At 55.9% G+C, this 16,329-nt stretch carries 17 protein-coding genes and 2 pseudogenes; 14 read left to right on the top strand and 5 right to left on the bottom strand.

The window, feature by feature from the left end; all coding sequences use genetic code 11:
- The first annotated feature begins 1 nt into the window (after position 1).
- From DES54_RS18665 to DES54_RS03490, 3 genes are read left to right on the top strand one after another with little or no spacing between them, the layout of a single operon-like run.
- Positions 2–559, top strand: a complete 558-nt coding sequence (locus tag DES54_RS18665) for a VENN motif pre-toxin domain-containing protein (RefSeq protein WP_113865229.1) — start codon at positions 2–4, stop codon at positions 557–559.
- Positions 531–1,031, top strand: a complete 501-nt coding sequence (locus tag DES54_RS19085) for a hypothetical protein (protein ID WP_113865228.1) — start codon at positions 531–533, stop codon at positions 1,029–1,031. The genes DES54_RS18665 and DES54_RS19085 overlap by 29 nt, the downstream gene beginning before the upstream one ends.
- Entirely contained in the window at positions 1,024–1,272 is a 249-nt protein-coding gene (locus tag DES54_RS03490; RefSeq protein ID WP_113865227.1) for a hypothetical protein, read from the top strand. The genes DES54_RS19085 and DES54_RS03490 overlap by 8 nt, the downstream gene beginning before the upstream one ends.
- A 41-nt stretch (positions 1,273–1,313) precedes the next feature.
- On the opposite strand, the gene DES54_RS03485 is transcribed toward DES54_RS03490, so the two are convergent.
- The 4 genes from DES54_RS03485 to DES54_RS18545 all read right to left on the bottom strand — a co-directional run bounded on the left by DES54_RS03485 (position 1,314) and on the right by DES54_RS18545 (position 2,886).
- On the bottom strand, positions 1,314–1,451 hold the full coding sequence (locus DES54_RS03485) for a SymE family type I addiction module toxin (protein ID WP_113865226.1): 138 nt from the start codon (positions 1,449–1,451) through the stop codon (positions 1,314–1,316).
- 106 nt (positions 1,452–1,557) lie between these two features.
- Positions 1,558–2,172 (bottom strand): AvrPphF family type III effector, encoded by a 615-nt coding sequence (locus tag DES54_RS03480; protein WP_248290701.1) that lies wholly within the window; start codon positions 2,170–2,172, stop codon positions 1,558–1,560.
- A gap of 1 nt (position 2,173) precedes the next feature.
- A complete protein-coding gene (locus DES54_RS03475) occupies positions 2,174–2,581 on the bottom strand; it encodes a CesT family type III secretion system chaperone (protein WP_113865224.1) in 408 nt (135 codons plus the stop codon).
- A gap of 128 nt (positions 2,582–2,709) precedes the next feature.
- Entirely contained in the window at positions 2,710–2,886 is a 177-nt protein-coding gene (locus tag DES54_RS18545) for a hypothetical protein (RefSeq protein WP_169050457.1), read from the bottom strand.
- A 298-nt stretch (positions 2,887–3,184) separates the two neighbouring features.
- Here DES54_RS18545 and atzF point away from each other — a divergent pair, with 298 nt between their 5' ends.
- The 10 genes and pseudogenes from atzF to DES54_RS03425 all read left to right on the top strand — a co-directional run bounded on the left by atzF (position 3,185) and on the right by DES54_RS03425 (position 14,059).
- Positions 3,185–4,987, top strand: a complete 1,803-nt coding sequence (gene atzF / locus DES54_RS03470; RefSeq protein WP_113865223.1) for an allophanate hydrolase — start codon at positions 3,185–3,187, stop codon at positions 4,985–4,987.
- A pseudogene (locus tag DES54_RS03465) lies at positions 4,980–7,012 on the top strand (5-oxoprolinase/urea amidolyase family protein); the annotation flags it as partial. The gene atzF and the pseudogene DES54_RS03465, both read left to right, overlap by 8 nt.
- Positions 7,008–7,289 (top strand): annotated as a pseudogene (locus DES54_RS03460) (ABC transporter permease subunit); the annotation flags it as partial. The pseudogenes DES54_RS03465 and DES54_RS03460, both read left to right, overlap by 5 nt.
- Positions 7,282–8,073: an urea ABC transporter ATP-binding protein UrtD gene (gene urtD, locus DES54_RS03455; RefSeq protein WP_113865222.1), complete on the top strand. Its 792-nt coding sequence runs from the start codon at positions 7,282–7,284 to the stop codon at positions 8,071–8,073. The pseudogene DES54_RS03460 and the gene urtD, both read left to right, overlap by 8 nt.
- Position 8,074: 1 nt before the next feature.
- The gene (gene urtE, locus DES54_RS03450) at positions 8,075–8,773 is read left to right on the top strand and encodes an urea ABC transporter ATP-binding subunit UrtE (RefSeq protein WP_113865221.1); all 699 of its coding nucleotides are present in this window, start codon (positions 8,075–8,077) and stop codon (positions 8,771–8,773) included.
- A 324-nt stretch (positions 8,774–9,097) separates the two neighbouring features.
- Positions 9,098–9,982 carry a nitrogenase iron protein gene (gene nifH, locus DES54_RS03445; RefSeq protein WP_113865220.1) on the top strand — a complete coding sequence of 295 codons (885 nt, stop codon included), beginning with the start codon at positions 9,098–9,100 and terminating at the stop codon, positions 9,980–9,982.
- Between the two features lie 11 nt (positions 9,983–9,993).
- Positions 9,994–11,442 carry a nitrogenase molybdenum-iron protein alpha chain gene (nifD, locus tag DES54_RS03440; RefSeq protein WP_113865219.1) on the top strand — a complete coding sequence of 483 codons (1,449 nt, stop codon included), beginning with the start codon at positions 9,994–9,996 and terminating at the stop codon, positions 11,440–11,442.
- Positions 11,443–11,502: 60 nt separating this feature from the next.
- Positions 11,503–13,068, top strand: coding sequence for a nitrogenase molybdenum-iron protein subunit beta (gene nifK, locus DES54_RS03435; RefSeq protein WP_113865218.1), 1,566 nt, complete (start codon positions 11,503–11,505; stop codon positions 13,066–13,068).
- A gap of 58 nt (positions 13,069–13,126) precedes the next feature.
- A complete protein-coding gene (gene nifT, locus DES54_RS03430; RefSeq protein WP_113865217.1) occupies positions 13,127–13,342 on the top strand; it encodes a putative nitrogen fixation protein NifT in 216 nt (71 codons plus the stop codon).
- A 51-nt stretch (positions 13,343–13,393) separates the two neighbouring features.
- On the top strand, positions 13,394–14,059 hold the full coding sequence (locus DES54_RS03425; RefSeq protein ID WP_169050506.1) for a NifB/NifX family molybdenum-iron cluster-binding protein: 666 nt from the start codon (positions 13,394–13,396) through the stop codon (positions 14,057–14,059).
- A 61-nt stretch (positions 14,060–14,120) separates the two neighbouring features.
- On the opposite strand, the gene DES54_RS03420 is transcribed toward DES54_RS03425, so the two are convergent.
- Positions 14,121–14,657: an E3 ubiquitin--protein ligase gene (locus DES54_RS03420; RefSeq protein WP_113865215.1), complete on the bottom strand. Its 537-nt coding sequence runs from the start codon at positions 14,655–14,657 to the stop codon at positions 14,121–14,123.
- Positions 14,658–14,946: 289 nt separating this feature from the next.
- On the opposite strand from DES54_RS03420, the gene nifE reads away from it, so the two are divergent.
- Positions 14,947–16,323 (top strand): nitrogenase iron-molybdenum cofactor biosynthesis protein NifE, encoded by a 1,377-nt coding sequence (gene nifE / locus DES54_RS03415; RefSeq protein WP_113865214.1) that lies wholly within the window; start codon positions 14,947–14,949, stop codon positions 16,321–16,323.
- Positions 16,324–16,329: the final 6 nt, after the last annotated feature.

The following is a 16,329-nucleotide window of genomic DNA, read 5'->3' as shown; positions in this document are numbered from 1 at the left end:
GATGGCCCACGCGGTGGTTGGCGCGGTTATCGCACAACTGTCCGATCAGGATGCGGCGGCAGGGGCGATAGGCGCGGCGCAGGCAATCATGGCGGCGCAATATCCGGGGCGGAAAGCGGATGACCTGACGGAAGCGGAAAAACAGTCTGTCAGCGCCTTATCGACGCTTGCGGCTGGTCTGGCTTCAGGTCTGACCGGCGGAGACACGGCATCTGCGGCCAGCGGTGCGCAGGCGGGGCGGAATGCGGTTGAGAATAATGCGCTGAGTGACATTATCGAGAACAAAGTCTCTGGTGTGTCGCAGGAAGAGAAGTATCAGAATGCGCAGAAACAGCTTGTTGCAGCAGTGGAGGAGTTCAAGGCACAGCACTGTGCTGGAATGAGTGCAGAAGCGTGTTCGGCCAAGATAAGTGAGCATCGCAATGAATTATTGAAAGGCGCTGCTGGTTTTGGATTAGACTTCATACCGGTTGTGGGCGATATCAAGGGCTTTGCTGAAGCGCAGTCTGCCATTGATTATCTCGAGAGCAATGGCTGGGTTGATCCCCGTAGCGGGTGATGCGGCGGGCAAGGCGATAAAAGCAGCAGAAGTGGCGCTGAAGAAAGGGGATGTTGCTGAAGCGTCAAAACTCATCAATAAAGCCAGTGATGAAATTAAAGTCAAATGGGTTGATGAAAATGCCAGTATGAGTCAACGGGCACGTAACTATAATGATTCTGCTTCTGGTGCCCGTTCAAATATAGAAACGCAAAAAGGTCAGGCTCCTAGCATTGAGAGAGTTGATGCTGACGGAAAGGCTAAATCAGTTAGATTCGATGGTGTTGATGGCAACGTGATGGTTGACCGCAAAATATCTGTTGTTACGATGCAAAAGGCGAAAAATCAAGCATTACGGCAGTCTGAAGCACTTAAAAATAATGGCATGACAGGTCGGTGGGAAGTCCCCAATCAGGCTCAAGCTAATCGGGCACAGAAAATGTTTGATGAGCTAGGTATTAAAAATATTGAGGTGAAAATAGTTCATGAATAAAGATGTTAGGCTTGTAAAAGTGATCGCCGATTTAGCAATATTTTTAGAGTTTACTGACGATGATCATCTAGATCCTGATATAGCAGTTGATGCGATGGAGCAGATGGCTGCTGAACTTCAGCTCCTTGATGAAAAAGAAAAAGATGAATTAGTTAATATATTTAAAGATATCTCTTCTCAATATGGAGGTGATAAATGCGAATATGTAAGGGATCTACCTGAATCTTTAGGACTTGTTTAGCAAAAATCCCGGCCCCTAAAACAGGCCGGGATTTTTTTGCGTCACTCAGCCACAATGCGTATCAGCAGTTGTCCGCGCTCAACGGTGATAATGACCGGGGTATTCGTGCCAAATCCCGCCGCTTCCAGCCAGTGGCCCTTGAGGTGCAGGCTGGGGCTGCGGCTGTAATAGCGCGTCATGTCAAGCAGACGTGGGACTTGGTAACTACTCCGGCATGATGGACGCTTATCAGCCAGTCAGCACCATGAGATAAGGCCGACATCGCGCGTAGCGCATCGTTTCTGGCTATTCGATGATGCGCGCCGGCACTTTTTCCCCTTTGGGCAGCGTGACGATTAGCGCGTGGGAGGTATTGTGATCGGCGGAATAGGAGGAAACATCCTTGTAAACTTTGCCGCCGCGCTCAAGAAAATCACCCAGCCGCATCTCGACAGTTACATATTTGGACGACTGAGCATAGGTTTGCGCTGCTTCAAGCGCATTGCTGCCGTACATGACGTTCAGCGATGGCGTGCCGAGGTCTGCGGCCCGTAATTCTTTGGGAACATACGCAAATGCCGTGCCTATCGGTAAGCCCATGCTCTGACGGCTCATATAGTTAGGATTTAATTGTTCGTGCAGATTTATTTTCGCACTGGATTTTGGGTTGCCTGCAATCATCCCGTGTTTGACAAATTCTTTGGGCGTGGTGCGGTATACCGAAGACTCGTTGCTCAAGCCCGGAATCGAACGCATGGGATCAAACTCATTCAAAAAACGTTCCCTTTCAGGCGAGCTCAATTGCCTGACCGATGTTAATTCTTGGCCTGACTGGATTCTGGCATTGACGCGAACTGGCGAAGCGGTAGGAGAGGACGCGTTGGATGAATCATAGTGGTTGCCGGCCCCGGATATACACATATTACCCATTTCTGACTCCTGAATGAGGGTTAAAATGTCCTTTTAATAATGCTGATTTATCGACAAAGTTTTCGAAGTATTCAACCAGCCGTACTTTATTCAGTTGTTGTACAGGAAAGCGGCTATGCAGAGTCACCTGTTCGTCGTTTCTATTAACGCCTAATACCAGCAGCGGCTGTTTGACGTTGATGTCGTTAAAATAAGCAATATCTCTATACATTTGTTCTGGCGCTAACGTTGAGACGCCAAGATCAATGACCAAATGCAGCCAGTCGTCTTTATCTTGAAATAGGGCTACCTCATCGCTTCCGCCTATTTTTATTGCGTACACGTCGCCATCTTGAGAGCGTAGCGTCGAACTATCAACCCGGTAATAGTCCAGCAGGTCTTTTATAATGTCATTTCGCATATAACCACATCCTACGAATAATTAATTACGTATGGAGTATGTGGCGACAGGAGACAAAAAGTTCACACCTGGGAATTTTTCGTGTCTGGAAAGGCCGCATAATTGCGGCCTTTCCAGTTACATAAATCTTAAAGCTCGAAACCCGGCGCGACCTCTTTCACCGGTTTCTGGCATTCAGCCGGTTTGGGCGTTCCCGCCGGCAGATTTTTGCAGTCGGGCGCGAAAGGATTGAGCGTATCACGGTTGAGGTAGAGGATAAACACTATCAGGATGATCAGCGGGATCAGGATTCGTTTTTTCTTCATCGTTACACTTCTTGTCGTGGTATGGCTGAGCGGTATATGACCAACCTTTGCCGTTGCAAATTTGCGATAAATGTTAAAAATCAGCATGAATTCTAGCTTTTTATTGTCGGCTTGTCTTTAAGCGCCCCGTTTTTCATTTTTATGCCGCACTGCGCACTATGATGGCGCAATGTTGCCCGTTGGTTGTGCAAATTACTCGATGTCATTTCAATAAAAAACTTTAAAATCAATAAATTAAAACTTGGCACGGTTTTCGCTAATTAGAATTCAATCTTGTATACTAGATGGGATTCAGATTATGCCGCCAAAGACAGGACTCACCCTTGGGGAATGGAAACAGCACTATCAGCAATATGCCGGTGCAATAAATGAGACGCTGGAAACGCTGCTTGCCAGCCTCTCTATTGAGGACCCGGCATGGATCTATCTGGCGACGCCTGAACAGTTGCGGCAACAGATCGCGGCGTTACTCGCCAGACAAAGCGAGCACCCGGACGCATTGCCGCTGTTCAGCGTGCCTTTTGCGGTAAAAGACAATATTGATGTGGCGGGCTGGCCGACCAGCGCGGCTTGCCCGGCGTTTACTTATCAGGCGGAACATGACGCCACGTCGGTGGCGAAGCTGAAAGCGGCGGGCGCGATCGTGATAGGCAAAACCAATCTCGATCAGTTCGCTACCGGGCTGGTCGGTACCCGCTCGCCGTTTGGCGCGGTGCCTAACACCTTTAATCCGGCTTATATCAGCGGCGGCTCCAGTTCCGGTTCCGCCTCCGTGCTGGCGCGCGGTCTGGTGGGCTTTTCGCTGGGCACGGATACGGCGGGATCGGGGCGCGTTCCCGCCGGGTTTAATAATATTGTCGGCCTGAAGCCGACCAAAGGCTGGTTATCCGCCAGCGGCGTGGTGCCTGCCTGTCGCCTGAATGACACCCTGTCGATATTCGCCCTGACCGTCGAAGATGCCTTTCTGGTGGCGGAACTGGCCGGGGGCTTTGATGCCACGGACGCCTATTCGCGCCGCAATCCGGGACGCGCGCCAGCGGCGCTGCCGAAAGCGCCGCGTTTTGCTATTCCGGCAACGCCGACCTTTTTTGATGATCCGCTGGCGCTGGCGGCGTGGGAAAACGCGCTGGACGCGCTGCAAGACAGCGGCGCGACGCTGCATCCCATCGATTTCAGCGTATTTAACCAACTGGCCGAACAGTTGTATCAAGGGCCGTGGGTAGCCGAGCGCACCGTGGCCGTCGGCGATATGCTGCGGCATGCCGACCAGATGGACCCGGTGGTGCAGGGGATTGTCGCCAGCGGTGAACGCTTTAGCGCGGTGGATGCGTTCAAGGCGGAATATCTGCGGGCGGAACTGAGCCGTCAGATCCAGCAGACGCTGGCGGCGTTTGATGCGCTGGTGGTGCCGACTTCGCCGACCATTCACACGCTGGAAGCGATGAAGCAGGAACCGGTACGTTATAACTCGCAGTTAGGCACGTACACCAATTTTACCAATCTGGCGGATTTGTCGGCGCTGGCGCTGCCCGCGCCGTTGCGTGCAGACGGTTTGCCCGCCGGTATCACGCTGCTGGCCCCGGCATGGCACGATCGCGCGTTGGGGACTTTCGGCTTGCGCTGGCAGAGGCAACTGGCGCTCGAACTGGGGGCAACCGGCAAGCCCGCGTCTTCTCATGCCGCCGTTTTACCGCCTTCTTCTCTGCACGTCCGGCTGGCGGTGGTCGGCGCGCATCTGACCGGCATGCCGCTCAATCATCAACTCACCAGCCGTGATGCCGTGTGGGTGGAAGAAACTCAAACCGCCGAGAGTTACCGTCTCTATGCGCTGGCGAATACGCAACCCGCGAAGCCCGGTCTGGCAAAAAGTAGCGACGGCGCGGCGATTATTGTCGAACTGTGGGATATTCCGCTGGCGCGTTTTGGCGAATTCGTCGCGGAGATCCCCGCGCCGTTGGGGATTGGCACCTTGACGCTGGCCGACGGGCGGCAGGTTAAAGGCTTTATCTGTGAACCAGCCGCACTGAGCGATGCCCTCGATATCACCGAATTCGGCGGCTGGCGCAACTGGCTCGCCCGCAAGGAGGCCAGCGATGTTTAATACGGTGTTAATCGCCAATCGGGGCGAAATTGCTTGCCGCGCGATCCGTACCCTGAAGCGTTTGGGGGTGACCAGCGTAGCGATTTACTCCGACGCTGATAAAAACGCGCAGCACGTCAAAGAGGCCGATATCGCGCTGCCGATCGGCGGTGAGAAGGCCAGCGACAGCTATTTGTGTATCGATAAAGTGATCGCCGCCGCGCAACAGTCCGGCGCGCAGGCGATTTGGCCGGGATACGGTTTTCTGTCGGAAAGCCTGCCGTTTGCCGCCGCCTGCGAGCAAGCCGGGATCGTGTTCGTCGGGCCGACCGCCCGGCAAATCGGCGAGTTCGGCCTGAAGCATCGCGCTCGTGAACTCGCGGCGCAGGCGGGCGTTCCCATGACGCCGGGGACGCCGCTGCTCTCGTCGCTGGAGGAGGCGCTGTCGGCGGCGGAAAACATTGGCTACCCGGTGATGCTGAAAAGCACCGCGGGCGGCGGCGGCGGCCTGACCCGCTGTGCGGATGCCGACGCGCTACGTGCCGCCTGGGAAAGCGTACGTCGTCTGGGCGAGCAATTCTTCAGCGATGCCGGTGTGTTTCTTGAACGCTGTATCGATCGCGCCCGCCATGTGGAAGTGCAGATTTTTGGCGATGGCAAAGGCCGGGTAGCGGCGCTGGGCGAACGCGACTGTTCGTTGCAGCGGCGCAATCAGAAAGTGGTGGAAGAAACGCCCGCGCCGCATCTGCCTGCCGCAACGCGGGCGGCATTACTGGCCTCGGCGGTCAAGCTTGGCGAACGCGTCAATTACCGCAGCGCGGGAACGGTGGAGTACATCTACGACGCCGAACGTGATGAATTCTTTTTTCTTGAAGTGAATACCCGTTTGCAGGTTGAGCACCCGGTGACGGAATGCGTGACCGGGCTCGATCTGGTGGAGTGCATGTTGCAGCTGATGAACCGCTGGACTGGTCGCGTCTGGCCGCCGCGCCGCAGGGTGCGGCCATCGAAGTGCGTATCTATGCCGAAGATCCGCTGAAAAACTTCCAGCCAAGCCCCGGCGTGTTGACGGAAGTGGCTTTCCCGGCGGATGTGCGGGTGGATGGCTGGGTCAGTACCGGCACCGAGGTTTCGGCGTATTACGATCCGATGATCGCCAAACTGATCGTGCATGCGGATACCCGCGATCAGGCGTTGGAAAAAATGCGCCGGGCGCTGAATGAAACGCGGCTGCACGGTATCGCCACCAACCTTGACTATCTGCGCCAGATCATCGCCACCGACGCGTTCCGCAACGGTAAGGTGTGGACGCGGTTGCTCGACGGCTTCACCCCGGCGGCGTCGGTTATCGAAGTGGTGCAGCCCGGCACCTGGAGCAGCGTGCAGGACTATCCTGGCCGTCTGGGGTATTGGGATATCGGCGTACCGCCATCCGGCCCGATGGATGATTTCGCGTTTCGGCTGGCAAACCGCATTGTGGGTAATGACGCATCGGCGGCAGGGCTGGAGTTCACATTGCAAGGGCCGACGTTACGCTTTCACTGTGATGCCGTCATCGCCCTGACGGGAGCGGCATGTCCCGCCGAACTGGACGGGCAGGCTGTCGGCTACTGGCGGCCGGTCGCGGTGAAAGCCGGACAAACGCTGACGCTGGGACGGGCGCAGTCCGGCTGCCGCACCTATCTGGCGGTGCGCAACGGTATTGATGTGCCGCGCTATCTTGGCAGTCGTTCGACCTTTGCGCTGGGAGCGTTCGGCGGTCATGCGGGCCGCACGCTGCGGGTGGCGGATATGCTGGCGATCTCCCAACCCGATTTACCCGCCTGCGCTACGCCCGCGCCGGTTAGCGCACCGCAGGCCGTCGATACGGCGCTGATCCCGGCTTACCGCGACGAGTGGCGCATTGGCGTGCTTTACGGACCGCACGGCGCGCCGGATTTCTTTACCCACGAAGCGATTGACGAGTTTTTTGCCGCCGAATGGCAGGTGCACTACAACTCCAATCGGCTGGGCGTGCGGCTGGTCGGCCCAAAACCAAGGCGGACTGGCCGGCGCGCTGTATGTGCCGCAGGTGGGCATTATCAACCCCAGCGAAATGTCGCCCACCAACTCGATCGAAGCCGCCATCTGGGTCGCGCTCGGCGGGCGGGGGACGCTGGTCGGCCCGTTGCTGGGCGCCGGGATTGTCAACGGCGCGAAAAGCTGGTTTACCGTGGCTTTCCCGGAATACTGACTGTTTTTTCTGGGGTTGATGTTCATTCTTGTTACGCTGTTTCTGCCGCGTGACGTCATTGGGTTGCTTAACCGGAGGAAACATGACTGAGCCGTTATTCGCGCAAACCCACCCCGCGGATCGTCGTCGCCGTCAGACTGATCCGGTGCTGCAACTGGATAACATTAACGTCAGTTTCGATGGTTTTCGCGCGCTGACCGATTTGTCATTACATATCGGCGTGGGAGAACTGCGTTGCATTATCGGTCCGAACGGCGCGGGCAAAACCACGTTGATGGATGTGATCACCGGCAAAACCCGACCGGACAACGGCACGGTGTTCTACGATCAGCACACCGACCTGACGACGCTCTCCCCGGTGGAGATCGCCCGCGTCGGGATAGGCCGAAAATTTCAGAAGCCGACCGTATTTGAGGCGCTGACGGTGTTCGAGAATCTGGAGATCGCGCTGAAAACCGATAAGTCGGTGTGGGCCTGCCTGCGGGCGCGGCTTGACAGCGGGCAGCGCGACCAGATTGACGATATTTTGACATTGCTGCGGCTGGGCGATGAGCGCCAGCGTCCTGCCGGCTTGTTATCGCATGGTCAAAAACAGTTTCTGGAAATCGGCATGCTGCTGGTGCAGGAGCCGCATCTGTTGCTGCTCGATGAGCCCGCCGCCGGGATGTCCGACGCCGAAACTGATTACACCGCCGAACTGTTTCGCAGTCTGGCGGGCAAACATTCATTGACGGTGGTGGAGCATGACATGGGATTTGTGGAAACCATTGCCGATCATGTGACGGTACTGCATCAGGGGCAGGTGCTGGTGGAAGGTTCGCTGCGCGAGGTGCAGGCCGATGAGCAGGTTATCGACGTTTATCTGGGGCGCTGACATGTTGCAGATTACTGAACTTAATCAATATTACGGCGGCAGCTATATTTTGCGCGGGCTCTCTTTTGAAGCCAATCCCGGCGAAATCACCTGTCTGCTGGGGCGTAACGGCGTTGGCAAGATCACGTTGCTGAAGTGTTTGATGGGATTGATCCCCGCGAAATCCGGCGCTATTCGCTGGCAAGGGGAGGTGATCAATAGCCGCAAACCGCACCAGCGCGTGCAGGCGGGTATCGCTTATGTTCCGCAGGGGCGGGAAATTTTTCCGCGTCTGACGGTGGAGGAAAATCTGCTGATGGGGCTGTCGCGCTTTCCGGGCGCGCAGGCCAGACAGGTGCCTGATGAGATTTACCGGTTGTTTCCGGTGCTGGATGAGATGAAGCAGCGACGCGGCGGCGATTTGTCCGGCGGTCAGCAACAGCAATTAGCCATCGGGAGGGCGCTGGCCTGCCGCCCGCAACTGTTGATCCTCGATGAGCCGACCGAAGGGATCCAGCCTTCAATGATTAAAGAGATCGGCGCGGTGATCCGTCAACTGGCGCAGCGCGGCGACATGGCGATCCTGCTGGTGGAACAGTTTTACGATTTTGCCGCGGAACTGGCCGATAGCTATCTGGTGATGTCGCGTGGTGAAATCGTGCAACGCGGGCGCGGCGCGGACATGGCGCGCGACGGCGTGCGAGAATTAGTGGCGATTTAGCTTTACGTCCCCGGCACGCGCCTTGTCGGGCGCGTGCCGCTTTGCGGCATGACAACAGCGTGCCTTCTGCGCACGACATTGCACCGAACTTACCTGTATCGTTTCCATACCACGAGTTTGTCAATTCATCACATTCCTTCTCATCATCCCTGTCGTTTTTGTCTCCTTTACAACAATTGGTCACGTTATTGTTCCTAATCGTGCGCTCCACCCAAAATAACTCTTATTTTTTATTTTTAATAATCATTTGCTTAGCGTGTTTTTCGAGACTGGTACGCCCCCTGCAACATAAACCGGACATTCACTGTGAAAGAGGAAGACACGATGGCAATCCGTCAGTGTGCAATTTATGGCAAAGGGGGGATCGGCAAATCCACCACCACGCAGAATCTGGTGGCGGCGCTCGCCGAACTGGGTAAGAAAGTGATGATTATCGGCTGCGATCCGAAAGCCGACTCAACGCGCCTGATTCTGCACGCCAAAGCGCAAAACACCATTATGGAGATGGCCGCCGAGGTTGGCTCCGTCGAAGATCTGGAGTTGGAAGATGTGCTGCAAATCGGCTACGGCGGCGTGCGTTGCGCCGAGTCGGGCGGGCCGGAGCCGGGCGTTGGCTGCGCCGGTCGCGGCGTCATTACCGCCATCAACTTTCTGGAAGAAGAGGGCGCGTATGAAGACGATCTGGATTTCGTATTTTATGACGTGCTGGGTGACGTGGTGTGCGGCGGGTTCGCCATGCCGATCCGGGAAAACAAGGCACAGGAAATCTACATTGTGTGCTCCGGCGAAATGATGGCGATGTACGCGGCCAACAATATCAGCAAAGGGATCGTGAAATACGCGAAATCCGGCAAGGTTCGTTTGGGCGGTTTGATTTGCAACTCGCGTCAGACCGATCGCGAGGATGAGTTGATCATCGCGCTGGCCGACAAGCTGGGTACGCAGATGATCCACTTCGTGCCGCGCGACAACATTGTTCAGCGCGCCGAAATCCGCCGTATGACGGTGATTGAATACGATCCGACCTGCGCGCAGGCTGATGAATATCGCACTCTGGCCAACAAGATCGTCAACAACACCAAGATGGTGGTGCCGACGCCCGTCACCATGGATGAACTGGAGGCTTTATTGATGGAATTCGGCATTCTGGATGAAGAAGACGAAGCCATTATCGGTAAAACCGCGGCGGAAGAAGCCACATCCGCCTGAGGAGTCATGCCATGACAGATACCATTACGCAACAAAATCAGGCGCTGATTCAGGAAGTGCTGGAAGTCTTTCCCGACAAAGCCCGCAAAGAGCGCGCCAAGCACATCATGACGGTGGAAGCCGGGATGGAATCGGTAGGGAAATGCATGACGTCCAACCGCAAATCTCAGCCTGGGGTCATGACGGTACGCGGTTGCGCCTATGCCGGTTCCAAAGGGGTGGTGTTCGGCCCGATCAAGGATATGGTTCATATCTCGCACGGGCCGATTGGCTGCGGACAATACTCTCGCGCAGGACGCCGCAACTACTATACCGGCACCAGCGGCGTCGATAGCTTCGGCACCCTAAATTTCACCTCCGATTTTCAGGAGAAGGACATCGTGTTCGGCGGCGATAAAAAGCTGCGCAAACTGATCGATGAACTCGAACTGCTGTTTCCGCTGAGCAAAGGGATCAGCGTGCAGTCGGAATGCCCGGTGGGGTTGATTGGCGATGATATCGAAGCCGTCGCGCGTTCAGCGAAGGAGGAAATCGGCAAGCCGGTGGTGCCGGTGCGTTGCGAAGGTTTTCGCGGCGTATCGCAATCGCTGGGGCATCATATCGCCAACGATGTTATCCGCGATTGGGTGCTGCCGGCCCGTGAAGATCAGGCGTTTGCCGCCACGCCGTATGACGTCGCCATTATTGGTGACTACAACATCGGCGGCGATGCCTGGTCATCCCGTATTCTGCTGGAAGAGATGGGACTGCGGGTGGTCGCTCAATGGTCGGGCGACGGCACGCTGGTGGAAATGGAGAACACGCCCAAAGTCAAACTCAATCTGGTGCATTGCTATCGTTCGATGAATTATATCTCACGTCATATGGAGGAGAAGTACGGCATTCCGTGGATGGAGTACAACTTCTTCGGGCCGACGCAGATCGCCGCGTCGCTGCGCAAGATTGCCGCGCTGTTCGACAGCACCATCCAGGCGAACGCGGAAGCGGTGATTGCCCGCTATCAGGCGCAGACGGAGGCGGTCATCGCCAAATACCGTCCGCGTCTGGAAGGGAAAAAAGTGCTGTTGTACGTCGGCGGTTTACGTCCCCGTCATGTGATTGGCGCTTATGAAGATCTCGGTATGGAGATCATGGCCGCTGGTTACGAATTTGCCCATAACGACGACTATGACCGCACCTTGCCGGAGTTGAAACAGGGAACGTTGTTGTTTGACGACCTCAGCACTTATGAACTGGAAGAGTTCGTCAAACGCCTGAAACCGGATCTGGTGGGGTCGGGGATCAAAGAGAAATATGTGTTCCAGAAGATGGGGATGCCGTTTAGACAAATCCATTCCTGGGATTATTCCGGCCCTTATCACGGTTACGACGGTTTTGCGATCTTCGCCCGCGATATGGATATGACGCTGAATAACCCCTGTTGGAAACAACTGAATGCGCCCTGGCTGAAATCCGCCTGAGGCCTGACGACCCGTTTATCCCGTTAGTTCACCGATTTGTGGCGCGGGAGGAGTAATACGATGAGCCAGAATACTGAGAAAGTCACCCCCTGTTATCCGTTGTTTGAACAACCGGAATATCAGGCGCTGTTCGCCAGCAAAAGCGAGTTGGAAGAGTCTTACAGCAAAGCGCGCGTACAGGAAGTTTTTCAATGGACCACCACGCCGGAATATGAGGCGCTGAACTTTCAGCGTGAAGCGCTGACGATTGATCCGGCGAAAGCCTGCCAGCCTTTGGGCGCGGTGCTGTGTTCGCTGGGCTTTGAGAAAACGTTGCCTTATGTCCACGGTTCTCAGGGGTGCGTCGCCTATTTTCGTACCTATTTCAACCGTCATTTTAAAGAGCCGGTGGCCTGCGTATCTGATTCGATGACGGAAGATGCGGCGGTGTTCGGCGGCAATAACAACCTGAATCAGGGGTTGCAGAACGCCAGCGCGTTGTACAAGCCGGAAGTGATTGCCGTGTCCACCACCTGCATGGCGGAAGTGATCGGGGATGACTTGCAGGCTTTCATCAGCAACGCCAAGAAAGATGGCTTTGTGGATGAGTCCACGCCGGTGCCTTACGCCCATACCCCCAGCTTTATCGGCAGCCACATTACCGGCTGGGACAATATGTTTGAGGGCTTTGCCCGCACCTTTACTCAAAGCGCGGAACACTATCAGGTCGGCAGCAACGGCAAAATCAACCTGGTAACGGGCTTTGAAACCTATCTCGGCAACTACCGGGTAATGAAGCGGATGATGGCGCAGATGGCGGTGCCGTGTTCGTTGCTTTCCGATCCGTCGGAGATATTGGATACCCCGGCAGACGGTCATTATCGTCTCTATTCCGGCGGCACGACGCAGGATGAAATGCGCGACGCGCCAAACGCGATCGATACGCTGTTGTTGCAGCCCTGGCATTTAACCAAAACCAAAAAAGTGGTGAAAGAGGACTGGGGCCAGCCCGGAACGGAGATCAGCGTACCGATGGGGCTGGCCGGCACTGATGATTTTCTGATGACCGTCAGCCAACTGACCGGCAAACCGATTCCCGAATCGCTGGCGCTCGAACGCGGGCGACTGGTGGACATGATGCTGGATTCCCACACCTGGCTGCACGGCAAACGCTTTGGCATTTATGGCGATCCCGATTTCCTGATGGGGTTGACGCGCTTCCTGCTGGAGCTAGGCTGTGAACCGGCGGTGATCCTCTGTCATAACGGCAACAAGCGCTGGCAGAAAGGCATGAAAAAACTGCTGGAATCGTCACCCTATGGCAACGACAGCGAAGTGTTCATCAACTGTGATCTGTGGCATTTCCGCTCGCTGATGTTCACGCGTCAGCCGGATTTCATGATCGGCAACTCTTACGGCAAGTTTATCCAGCGTGATACCAGAGCCAAGGGCGAGCAGTTTGAGGTTCCGCTGATCCGCATCGGGTTCCCGATCTTCGATCGTCACCACTTGCACCGGGCGACCACCTGGGGCTATGAGGGCGCGATGACCATGTTGACCACGCTGGTGAACGCCATACTGGAGAAACTCGACAGCGACACGATGGCGCTGGGTAAAACCGATTACGGTTATGACCTGATCCGCTAACGCGAAAGCCTTCCGGCATCACCCTGCCGGAAGGCTTGCCCGCTTCACAGGAGGACGCATGGCCAATATTATTTTCCGCCAGCTTACCGATGGCATGCACTGTTATATCGCCAAAAAGGATCTGGAAGCCAGAGTCACGTTTCTTGAGTTCGATCAGACAGACAACTGGGGTGGCCGGATTGAACTGGAGGGCGGGCAGACGTGGTTTGTCGCGCCATTAACGGCAAGACCCGCATTTCCCGTGACGTTACGGGCGAAAAAATGTGAAAGCTGATTATCGGCCACCACTTTTCTATCACGACCACTACCGGAGACGCTCATGAGCCTGACTCGGGATGATTTACTTTTCTGGCGGTTGTTTGCGTTGGCGCAACTGTTGCCGGAAATTACCCCCGCCACATTGATTAAATGGCTGGAAACGACTTGTAATGAAGCGCTGACGCTGGAACGCCTGTCGTCACTGTCGCTGGATGAACTTTCCCGCCACGCGCCATTGGGTAAAGCCGCCTTGAGCGTGGCGCACTGGCAGCAAATTATGGATTGTCTGAACGGCAATCTGCCCGCGCATCTGACGGAACAGTCGGAGCGCTGTCACGGGCAGCAGTTGCGGGTGGCGTTCGCATCCAGCAACGGATTGACGGTAAACGGCCATTTCGGTCAGTGCCGTCTGTTTTTTATTTACGCCTGGGATAAACAGGGGCCGTTCCTGAGCGCGATGCGTCGTTATCAGCCACAGGAGGGCGAAGACGGCAACGAAGGGCGGTTACAACTGCTGACGGATTGCCATTTGTTGTTTTGCGAATCGATCGGCGGCCCGGCGGCGGCGAAAGTGATTCGGCATAATATCCACCCGATCAAAGTGCCTGCCGCCACCACCATTGATGAACAGCTTCAAACACTACAAGGCATGATCGACGAACACATGCCGCCGTGGTTGGCGAAACGTCTGGGCAAAGTCAACCCGCTGCATCAGCGGCGGTTTGGGCTGTAATACAGCGCCAGACCAGAAAAAAGGCCGTCGGTTCGGCGGCCTTCATCATGATGAAGCGTAATCATTGATTGACGGGCGCGGCGGGCGTCGGTTCCGCTTCGGTGATCGGCGCGGGCTGGGTGTCGTCCGGCGTCGTCGTCGCTGCCGGCGCTTCCTGAGTCATGCTGTCCTTGATCGCCTGTGTCTGTTTCTGGGCGTCGGCGGAAAGCGTCTGCGCGCCGCTGATGGCGCGATCCTTGATATCCTTCGCCTGATCAACAATCTGATCGCTCTGTTGCTTGGCCTGCTCCTTGATGACGCCCGCCTGCGCTTTGGCCTCATCCGTCAGGGTGCCGGCGCGTTGTTCGGCGTCTTTTTTAATCGCTTCCGCTTCCGATTTCAGTTGATCGACTTGCGTCGACGCCGCTTTCTTCAGCGCATCGGCTTGTTGTTTGGCCGCATCAGTGAGTTGATCGGCTTTGTTGTCGGCGGCTTCTTTGATTTGCTCGGCGTTATCCTTCGCTTTGTCCAGTTGCGTATCCACTTTGGATGCATCGTCACAGCCCGCGAGGGCTAACCCGATCAGCGAAGCCAACAGCACTTTATTCCATACTTTCATGATTCATATTCCTGAAAATTAATGGGATGTTAAAAATACATAGTGTAATCATTATTTTATACAGCAAAAGCATAGTACAAGTTTTTGATATTTGCCGCATTGCGGCAGGCGGCGTCACGCAATGATTTTGCTGGCCGGTTTTCCCTCATCCAGCCAGAGGTGCTGACAATCATTGTTGGCTTTGTCGCACAAGCTACAATGAAATTTTTTTTAAAATCAAATGAATAGACTATGGCGCGCCAATTGCAACGTGACTTGCGGAGTCATACTAACTGTGCCGAGGTGAGTAATGAGAAATAGCGATATCGTGGCGTTAATGGATCAACCCGCCTGCGATCATAACGGCGGCCAGAAATCCGGTTGTAGCGCGCCCCAGCCTGGTTCGGCGGCAGGCGGATGCGCTTTCGACGGCGCGCAGATTACCTTGTTGCCGATAGCCGATGTCGCGCATTTGGTTCACGGCCCCATCGGATGCGCGGGCAGTTCCTGGGATAACCGCGGTAGTCACAGTTCCGGGCCGCAGATTAACCGATTGGGCTTTACCACCGATATGAGTGAGCAGGACGTGATCATGGGACACGGCGAGCGCCGTCTGTTTCATGCGATCCGGCACATTGTCGAACGCTACAACCCGGCGGCGGTATTTATCTATAACACCTGCGTGCCGGCGATGGAGGGGGATGATATTGAGGCGGTGTGCCGGGCGGCGGAACAGGTCAATCATGTCCCGGTCATCGCCATCGACGCCGCCGGATTTTACGGCAGCAAGAATCTGGGTAACCGCATCGCGGGCGAGATCATGGCGAAAAAGGTGGTCGGTCAGCGGGAACCCGCGCCCTGGCCGGCTGAGTTCGCCATTCCCGCAGAGCAAGGCCACAGCATCGGCCTGATTGGTGAATTCAATATCGCGGGCGAGTTCTGGCATGTGCTGCCGTTGCTGGATCAACTGGGCATTCGCGTGTTGGGCACTTTGTCCGGCGATGCACGCTTTGCCGAGCTTCAGACCTTGCACCGCGCCGAAGCCAACATGCTGGTGTGCTCGCGGGCGTTGATCAACGTCGCGCGCTATCTGGAACTGCACTACGGCACGCCCTGGTTCGAGGGCAGCTTTTATGGCGTCAGGGAAATGTCCGCCTCCTTGCGCACGCTGGTTGGGCTGCTCAAGGACGATGATTTGCAGGCGCGCGCGGAACGGCTGATCCAACTGGAGGAGCGGGCGGCGAATCAGGCGCTGGCGCCCTATCGTCAGCGCCTGAAAGGTAAACGCGCGCTGCTGTACACCGGCGGGGTGAAATCCTGGTCGGTGGTGTCGGCGTTGCAGGATCTGGGGTTGGATGTGGTCGCCACCGGTACGAAAAAATCGACGGAAGAGGACAAATTCCGCATTCGCGAACTGATGGGCGACGACGCGATAATGCTGGATGACGGCAATGCCCGTCTGCTGCTGGATACCGCCTACCGCTACAACGCCGACATCATGATTGCCGGCGGACGCAACATGTACACCGCCTATAAAGCCCGCCTGCCGTTTCTGGATATCAATCAGGAGCGAGAACACGCTTTTGCCGGATATCAGGGCATTGTGGCGCTCGCCCGTCAGCTTTGTCTCACGCTGGAAAGCCCTATCTGGTCACAGGTCAGTCGCCGGGCGCCCTGGCAACACTGAGTAAGG

This window comes from Brenneria salicis ATCC 15712 = DSM 30166, assembly GCF_003315515.1.
Taxonomy (GTDB): Bacteria; Pseudomonadota; Gammaproteobacteria; order Enterobacterales; family Enterobacteriaceae; genus Brenneria; species Brenneria salicis.
This window is presented reverse-complemented; position numbering and strand designations above follow the sequence as displayed.